Source organism: Streptomyces sp. NPDC101132 (genome assembly GCF_044759225.1).
Classification (GTDB): Bacteria; Actinomycetota; Actinomycetes; order Streptomycetales; family Streptomycetaceae; genus Streptomyces.
Genome location: NZ_JBIVYX010000002.1, coordinates 719,762 through 728,093 on the forward strand (window position 1 = coordinate 719,762; position 8,332 = coordinate 728,093).

Below are 8,332 nucleotides of genomic sequence, written 5' to 3' on the forward strand. Positions count from 1 at the left end.
CCGAATCACCGGTCGGAGAAGGGACACCCTGCACCCATGAGCGCGTCAGGCGGAACCAAGGCGATCGTGGCGGCCCTCGCCGCCAACCTCGCCATCGCCGCAGCCAAGTTCGTGGCATTCATCTTCAGCGGCTCGTCGTCGATGCTCGCGGAAAGCGTCCACTCGCTCGCCGACTCCGGCAACCAGGGCCTGCTGCTGCTCGGCGGCAAGAAGGCCCAGCGCGAAGCGACGCCGCAGCATCCCTTCGGCTACGGGCGCGAGCGCTACATCTACGCCTTCCTCGTCTCCATCGTGCTGTTCTCGGTCGGCGGCATGTTCGCCATCTACGAGGGCTACGAGAAGATCAAGGACCCGCACGAGATCGAGCAGTGGTACTGGCCGATCGGCGTGCTCGTCTTCGCGATCATCGCCGAGAGCTTCTCCTTCCGCACCGCGATCAAGGAGTCCAACGAGCTGCGCGGCGGCCTGACCTGGATCCAGTTCGTCCGCCGCGCCAAGGCGCCCGAGCTGCCCGTCGTCCTCCTGGAGGACCTCGGCGCCCTGGTCGGCCTGGTCCTCGCCCTCGGCGGCGTCGGCCTCGCGCTGCTCACCGGCAACGGCGTCTGGGACGGCATCGGCACGCTCTGCATCGGTGTCCTGCTGATCGTCATCGCGATCATCCTGGCCGCCGAGACCAAGTCGCTGCTGCTCGGCGAGGCCGCCGGCGTCGAGGACGTCGAGAAGATCAAGGCCGCGATGGTCGACGGCGACACCGTCACCCGCCTCATCCACATGCGCACGCTCCACCTCGGCCCGGAGGAGCTGCTCGTCGCCGCCAAGGTCGCCGTCCAGCACGACGACACCGCCGCCGAGGTCGCCCACGCGATCAACGCCGCGGAGGAGCGGATCCGGGCGGCCGTACCCATCGCCCGCGTCATCTACCTGGAGCCGGACATCTACCAGGAGCGGGCCGCGGCCGCCGAGTAGCGCCCCGGCCCCGAGGCCCGACGCCGGAGGCCCCCGCGAGCAACCGCCCGCGGGGGCCTCCGGCGTTCCCCGGTGGCTCCGTGCGGCTACCGGATCTCGCGGAGCACGTCGAGGATCGCGGGCTCGTCCGGCGCGGTACCGAGCCGCTCCCGGAAGTCCGCGTCCATCAGCTTGCGCGACAGCAGGGCCAGGATCCGCAGGTGCTCGTCCCCGGCGGCCGCCTCCGGTACGGAGATCATGAAGACCAGCCTGGCCCGCGTACCGTCCAGGGCACCCCACTCGATGCCCTCGGAGGACCGGGCGAAGCCCACCGTGGGCCGGCTCACCGCGTCGGTCTTGGCGTGCGGGATGGCGATGGACTCGCCCAGGCCCGTGGTGCCCTGGGCCTCGCGGGCCAGCGCCACCCGCACCAGCTCGTCGACGTCCCGGACGTTGCCCGTGGTCGCCAGCATCTCGGCCATCTCGCGGATCGCGGCCTCCTTGGAGTCCGCGGCCAGCTCCGTCCTGACGGTCTGCTCCGTGAGGTAGCCGGAGAGCACCTCGGGCGCGGCGTCCACGGTGGCGGCGGCGGGCGCGCCGACGGCGGTGGCGGGGGCCGTGGCCGTGCCGGCACCGCCGACGGGACCCGTACCGGTTCCGGCGCCCGCGGCCGCGCCGACCAGCGCCGGCTCGGGAGCGGCGGAGACGGCGGGGGCCGCGGCGGCCACGCCGTCCCGGCGGCGCTTGAGGTCGATCAGCGCGTTGGTGGCCAGGGCGGTGACGACCGTACCCGCGGCGATGGCCACGAAGAACATCGCGACCCCGCTGACCGCCCCGAAGAGCGCGACGATCGGGCCGCCGTGCGGCACGGAGTCCTCGACCCCCGCGAGACCCGCGAGCGCGCCGGCCACCGCACCGCCGAGCATGTTCGCCGGGATCACCTGGGCCGGCCGTGCCGCGGCGAACGGGATGGCGCCCTCCGAGATGCCGAAGAAGCCCATGAACAACGCGGCGATGCCGGTCTCGCGCTCCTGGTCCGAGTAGAGCTTGCGGCGCAGCAGCGTGGCCAGGCCCTGGCCGAGCGGCATCACGGGGATGGCCGCGGCGGCCATGCCCATCACGGCGTTGTTGGTGCCGATGAGGCCCACCGCGACCAGGAAGGCCGTCTTGTTGACCGGGCCGCCCATGTCGAAGGAGATCATCAGGCCGATGATGGCGCCCAGCACGACCGCGCTGGAGCCGGTCATGCCGTTGAGCCAGTCGGTCAGGTGCACGAACACCCAGGAGATGGGCCGGCCGATGACGTAGATGTAGAGCAGGCCCAGGGTGAGCGTCGACAGGATCGGGATCACGATGATCGGCATGATCGGCTGGACGAACCGGGGGACCTTGGCCTTCTTGATCCAGATCACCAGGTAGCCGGCCAGGAAGCCGGTCGCGATGGCGCCGAGGAAGCCCGCGTTCGCCTCCGCCCCGTAGATGTTCACGGCGTCGGCGGCCAGGAAGCCGCCGATCATGCCGGGCACGAGGGCGGGCCGGTCGCCGAGGGCGTACGCGATGTACCCGGAGAAGATCGGCAGCATCAGCTTGAAGCCGAGGCCGCCCAGGGCGTTCACGTAGAACCAGAAGGAGCCCTCGTCGAAGACGATGCCCTTCGACGTGGAGTGGCCGCCCAGCGCGATGGAGATCGCCAGCAGCAGACCGCCGACCACGACGAACGGGATCATGTGCGAGACGCCGTTCATCAGCGCCTTGTACGCGGCGCTGCGCTCCTTGCCGCCACCCGCGCCCGTGCCGGCCGGCGTGGCCGCGCCCTCCGCCTGGACGGGGGCGCCCTGCACCCGTTCGATCAGCTCCTCCGGCTTGTGGATGCCGTCGGCGACCCCGACGGACAGCACCCGCTTGCCGGCGAACCGGTCGCGGTCCACCTCCTTGTCGGCGGCGATGATGATGCCGTCCGCCTCCCTGACATCGTTGTCAGTGAGCACGTTCTCGGCGCCGATGGAGCCCTGCGTCTCCACCTTCATGTCGACGCCCAGGCGGTCGGCGGCCTGCTGGAGCTTCTCGGCCGCCATGTAGGTGTGGGCGATCCCGGTGGGGCACGCGGTGACGGCGAGCAGCTTCAGGCGCTTCTGCCCTCCCCCGGAGGGGCCGGCCGGACTGGTCACTGGAATCTCCTCACGCCGTGGGTCCTGCGCGATCGCGCGAGCGGCGCGATCCACCCAGCATCCTCCCCCGGATAAGGGACGGATCAAAAGTCCAAAAGACCCAAAACCGGCACGCCGGAAGGCCTGAGCCGCACCACGGCGGATCGCCCGGTCGGCTGGGGCACGCTGGGCCGATCGGTGTAGATTCGTAAGCGGTGTCAGACGTCGCTGCTGATGGCGGGTCGGGCGATCCTGGTGATCGGCCGAGGGGAGAGAGGGCCTCCGACGGACTGCGCTGGTGCGCCCCCGAGGTGCACGGCTCAGCCGTACCCACCCTCTCCGAACTGAGGAGCAGCACGCATGGACTTCAAGGTCGCAGACCTCTCCCTCGCGGCGTTCGGCCGCAAGGAGATCACGCTCGCCGAGCACGAGATGCCCGGCCTGATGTCGATCCGCAAGGAGTACGCCGCCGCGCAGCCCCTGGCGGGCGCCCGCATCACCGGCTCGCTGCACATGACCGTGCAGACCGCCGTCCTGATCGAGACCCTGGTCGCCCTCGGCGCCGAGGTCCGCTGGGCCTCCTGCAACATCTTCTCCACCCAGGACCACGCGGCCGCGGCCATCGCCGTCGGCCCGAACGGCACCCCGGACAACCCGCAGGGCGTGCCGGTCTTCGCCTGGAAGGGCGAGACGCTGGAGGAGTACTGGTGGTGCACGGAGCAGGCGCTGACCTGGCCGAACACCCCCACCGGCGGCCCGAACATGATCCTGGACGACGGCGGTGACGCCACCCTCCTGGTCCACAAGGGCGTCGAGTTCGAGAAGGCCGGCCAGGCCCCGGACCCGTCCACCGCGGACTCCGAGGAGTACGGCCACATCCTCACGCTGCTCAACCGCACCCTCGCGGAGTCCCCGCAGAAGTGGACGCAGCTGGCCTCCGAGATCCGCGGCGTCACCGAGGAGACCACCACGGGCGTCCACCGCCTGTACGAGATGATGGCCGAGGGCACCCTGCTCTTCCCGGCGATCAACGTGAACGACGCCGTCACCAAGTCGAAGTTCGACAACAAGTACGGCTGCCGCCACTCGCTCATCGACGGCATCAACCGCGCCACCGACGTCCTCATCGGCGGCAAGGTCGCGGTCGTCTGCGGCTACGGCGACGTCGGCAAGGGCTGCGCCGAGTCCCTCCGCGGCCAGGGCGCCCGCGTCGTCATCACCGAGATCGACCCGATCTGCGCGCTCCAGGCGGCGATGGACGGATACCAGGTCACGACGCTGGACGAGGTCGTCGAGACGGCCGACATCTTCATCACGACCACGGGCAACAAGGACATCATCATGGCCTCGGACATGGCCAAGATGAAGCACCAGGCGATCGTGGGCAACATCGGCCACTTCGACAACGAGATCGACATGGCCGGTCTCGCCAAGATCGACGGCATCGTCAAGGACGAGGTCAAGCCGCAGGTCCACACCTGGACCTTCCCGGACGGCAAGGTCCTGATCGTCCTGTCCGAGGGCCGCCTCCTCAACCTGGGCAACGCGACCGGCCACCCGTCGTTCGTGATGTCGAACTCCTTCGCGGACCAGACCCTGGCCCAGATCGAGCTCTTCACCAAGCCGAACGAGTACCCGACCGACGTCTACGTGCTCCCGAAGCACCTCGACGAGAAGGTCGCCCGCCTGCACCTCGACGCGCTGGGCGTGAAGCTCACGACCCTGCGCCCGGAGCAGGCCGACTACATCGGCGTCAAGGTCGAGGGCCCGTACAAGCCGGACCACTACCGCTACTGAGCCGGCCCCGGTACGCCGTACCGGACCGGCCCCGCAGCACCCAGCACCACAGGCAGGCCCCCCGCACCCCGTGCCGGGGGCCTGCCCCGTATCCGGAGCCCCACCCCGAGAGTTCTGAGGCCAACATGCCCCGCGGCCGTTATTCGCTGCACGACCCGCACGACCACACCCCCCTCGGCGAGGAGCACTTCCACTGCGCGCCCGGCTCCTCCGGCTGGCGCTACGTCTCCCAGCTCACCGGCCCCTCCGGGGACCACCGCGGCTCCGTCGACCTGACCATCGACGACCTCGGCCGCCCCATCCGCCTCGAACTCCACGCCGCGAGCTGGCAGGTCCGCGGCGCGGCGCTGGACGGCGTCACCTGGGTACGCACCGACCCCACCGGCACCGAGGCGACCGAGGGCAACGTCCCCGCCCACGCCTTCACCGGCACCTCCCCGGCCTTCCTCGTGGCCACCGCCCGCCTGCTGCGCCTCGCCCCCGGCGACCCGGCCAAGCGCGTACGCCTGGTCGCCTTCACCGACCCCGTGCTCGCCCCCCGCACGCTGGACCAGGCGTGGGCCCTGCTCCGCAGCGAGGCGCACACCACCGACAGCGGTCCGCTGATGGTGGACGCGTACCAGGTCAGCGAGCTGGACACGGGCGAGCAGCACACCGTGCACATCGCCGGCGACGTGGTCCTCTCCGCCCCCGGCATCGAGCTGGAGGACCTCGAAACCCCGCCCTCGCAGTTCCGGCCGGACTAGCTAGGCCGGCGGCGCGAACCCGGTGGCGGGCCGCTCGGGCGCCGGCGTCTCGGCCGGGGGAGCGGCGGGCACGGCCGGAGCCTGCGGCGCGTACGGCGCGGGCGGGCCGTACGACGCGGGCGGCACCGGCGCGCCCGGCGCCGCGAAGGGCCCCGGAGCCTGCCCCACCGGAGCCGCGTACGGAGCCGCGTACGGCGCACCCGCCCCCGGCACCGGGGGGACCGGAGCCGCCGGGCCCCCGCCCGCGTTCCCGAAGGCACGCCGCGCGTCCCGCTCCCGGCGCTCGTGCACCACGGCCGCCAGGTAGGCCGCCGCCGGCACCCCGGGAGGCGCGGGCGTACCCGTGCACGCCACCAGGTCGTCGCCGAGCCGGGCCGCCATCGAGGCGCTGACCTGCGGATCCAGCTGGTTCATCCGCGTCAGGTACTGGCGGATCGCCAGCCACAGCCCCTCCGGCACCGCCGACAGGTCCAGCTGCGTGAACCGCCCGGCCAGCCACGGCGGCGGAGGCGGAACGTACGCCGCCCGCGCCCCCGGCACCCGCTCGCGCACCACCAGCGTCCCCGCGAACACGTCACCGACCCGCCGCCCCCGGGCCGAGACCAGCGACGCGATGATCGCCACCACCCCGAAGGTCATCAGCAGCTCGACCACGCCCATCGCCCCGCGCACCAGCGCGTGCCGGAACCGGATCGGCCCGCCGTCGTCCCGCACCACCCGCAGCCCGCAGACCAGCTTCCCCAGGGACCGGCCCCGGCTCAGCGTCTCCACCGCGATCGGCACACCGACCAGGACGAGCAGGAACAGCGTGATCGAGATCGCCATCTGCGCCGCCTCGTCGAGCGAGGAGGTCGCGGCCACCACCACCGTCGTCACGACCAGGAACACCGCCCACTGGACGGCCAGGTCGATCACGATGGCCAGGGCCCGGCTGGGCAGCCGCGCGGGCCGAAGTCCGAGGACGACCGCGTCGCCCGTCACCAGATCGCTCACCGATGCCCACCCTCCAAGCCGTGCCCCTTGGTCAACAAGTCTGCCAAGCTGACGTTCGTACGGTCAGCACCCGGGGCGGTACGCGAACAACTCAACGGACCGCAGCGGGGAGCAGCAGCCGGATGGACCTCGACGTCTTCGTCACCGCCCACCAGGCCGAATGGCAGCGTCTGGAGCACCTGCTCCGCCGCGGCCGGAAGCTGACCGGCGCCGAAGCCGACGAACTCATCGCGCTCTACCAGCGCACGGCCACCCACCTCTCCCTGATCCAGTCCAGCGCGCCGGACCCGATGCTCACCGGCCGCCTGACCCAGCTCGTCGCGCGCGCCCGCGCCACGGTCACCGGCACCCGCCGCGCCACCTGGCGCGACGCCGCCCGCTTCTTCACCGAGGGCTTCCCGGCCGCCGTCTACCGCAGCCGCCGCTGGTGGGTGCCCACGGCCCTGCTCTCCATCGCCGTCGGCGCGCTGATCGGCTGGTGGATCGCGGCCCACCCCGAGGTGCAGGCCGCCATCGGCGCCCCGACGGAACTGCGGGAGATGACCAGGCCGGGCGGGGCGTACGAGACGTACTACTCCAGCCACCCGGCGACCTCCTTCGCCGCCCAGGTGTGGACGAACAACGCCCGGGCCGCCGCCATGTGCCTGGTCCTGGGTGCCTTCCTGGGCCTCCCGGTGCTCTGGATCCTCTTCCAGAACATGCTCAACCTCGGCGTCGCCATCGGCCTGATGGGCTCGGCCGGCCGCCTGGACACCCTCCTCGGGCTGCTCCTCCCACACGGCCTGCTGGAGCTGACGGCCGTGTTCGTCGCCGCGGGTACGGGCCTCCGCCTCGGCTGGACCGTCATCGACCCGGGCCCCCGCACCCGGCGGGTGGCCCTGGCCGAGCAGGGCCGGGCCGCCCTCGGCATGGCCATGGGCCTTGCGGTGGTGCTGTTCCTGTCCGGGATCATCGAAGCCTTCGTCACCCCCTCGGGCCTGCCGACCTGGGCCCGCATCGGCATCGGCGTCCTGGCCGAGGCACTGTTCCTGGTCTACGTGTGGGTGCTCGGCGGACGGGCCGCGAAGGCGGGCGAGACGGGCGACCTGCAGGCCGCTGACCAGAGCTCATCACTGCCCGTCGCGGCCTGATGTGCGTACAAGCCCGTTGAGCTGCTAGTCTCCTCGTCGTCCCGCAAAGACCGTTGACACGGTTCGCGTGGGGAGGTAGATTCGAACGGTTGCCTCGAACTGGACAGTTCGACCGCGACGGTCTAATATCTCTCTCGCTCCCGGATGGAATTCGAATTCCACGGTCGGAGCACACCCCGACTCCTTTATCGGATCGAGAAGCCGGAAAAACCCGGTCGAAAAGATCTGATAGAGTCGGAAACGAAGGAAGCGCCCGGAGGGCCCGGAAACGGGAACAAAGGAAGCGACCGCACCTTGAGAACTCAACAGCGTGCCAAAAGTCAACGCCAGATTGACAACCCCGGCTCACTTCGGTGAGTTGGAGTTCCTTTGAAGACCTGCGGGGCCCATGTGGTGCTCGTAGGCAACACACACAGCGAGGACGCTGAGGACAGTCGGCCATATTCCGGTCGGGCTGTTCCGCTCAACGCGAGTGTTTCACCGGATTACCGGTACACATTCACGGAGAGTTTGATCCTGGCTCAGGACGAACGCTGGCGGCGTGCTTAACACATGCAAGTCGAACGATGAAGCC

6 protein-coding genes and 1 rRNA gene are annotated in these 8,332 nt (G+C 70.9%); 5 read left to right on the forward strand and 2 right to left on the reverse strand.

Going from position 1 to position 8,332, the window contains the following annotated elements; genetic code table 11:
• Window positions 1-36 precede the first annotated feature (36 nt).
• Window positions 37-966: a cation diffusion facilitator family transporter gene (locus tag ACIQUR_RS07530; protein ID WP_403659779.1), complete on the forward strand. Its 930-nt coding sequence runs from the start codon at window positions 37-39 to the stop codon at window positions 964-966.
• A gap of 86 nt (window positions 967-1,052) precedes the next feature.
• Here ACIQUR_RS07530 and ACIQUR_RS07535 read toward each other — a convergent pair whose 3' ends face one another.
• Entirely contained in the window at window positions 1,053-3,113 is a 2,061-nt protein-coding gene (locus tag ACIQUR_RS07535; protein WP_403659782.1) for a fructose-specific PTS transporter subunit EIIC, read from the reverse strand.
• A 339-nt stretch (window positions 3,114-3,452) separates the two neighbouring features.
• Here ACIQUR_RS07535 and ahcY point away from each other — a divergent pair, with 339 nt between their 5' ends.
• Window positions 3,453-4,889, forward strand: a complete 1,437-nt coding sequence (gene ahcY / locus ACIQUR_RS07540) for an adenosylhomocysteinase (RefSeq protein WP_399950160.1) — start codon at window positions 3,453-3,455, stop codon at window positions 4,887-4,889.
• A 125-nt stretch (window positions 4,890-5,014) separates the two neighbouring features.
• Complete coding sequence (locus ACIQUR_RS07545; protein ID WP_403659786.1) at window positions 5,015-5,635, forward strand: hypothetical protein; 621 nt, start codon at window positions 5,015-5,017, stop codon at window positions 5,633-5,635.
• On the opposite strand, the gene ACIQUR_RS07550 is transcribed toward ACIQUR_RS07545, so the two are convergent.
• Window positions 5,636-6,628 (reverse strand): RDD family protein, encoded by a 993-nt coding sequence (locus tag ACIQUR_RS07550; RefSeq protein WP_403659789.1) that lies wholly within the window; start codon window positions 6,626-6,628, stop codon window positions 5,636-5,638.
• Window positions 6,629-6,750: 122 nt separating this feature from the next.
• Here ACIQUR_RS07550 and ACIQUR_RS07555 point away from each other — a divergent pair, with 122 nt between their 5' ends.
• Window positions 6,751-7,758, forward strand: coding sequence for a stage II sporulation protein M (locus ACIQUR_RS07555; RefSeq protein WP_403659792.1), 1,008 nt, complete (start codon window positions 6,751-6,753; stop codon window positions 7,756-7,758).
• 498 nt (window positions 7,759-8,256) lie between these two features.
• Window positions 8,257-8,332 (forward strand): 16S ribosomal RNA (locus ACIQUR_RS07560); the annotation flags it as partial.

What these genes read in the sequence shown, in the direction of transcription:
- ahcY (WP_399950160.1), top strand. Translation starts at nt 3,453, where the DNA reads ATGGACTTCAAGGTCGCAGACCTCTCCCTCGCGGCGTTCGGCCGCAAG.
- ACIQUR_RS07555 (WP_403659792.1), top strand. Translation starts at nt 6,751, where the DNA reads ATGGACCTCGACGTCTTCGTCACCGCCCACCAGGCCGAATGGCAGCGT.
- ACIQUR_RS07530 (WP_403659779.1), top strand. Translation starts at nt 37, where the DNA reads ATGAGCGCGTCAGGCGGAACCAAGGCGATCGTGGCGGCCCTCGCCGCC.
- ACIQUR_RS07545 (WP_403659786.1), top strand. Translation starts at nt 5,015, where the DNA reads ATGCCCCGCGGCCGTTATTCGCTGCACGACCCGCACGACCACACCCCC.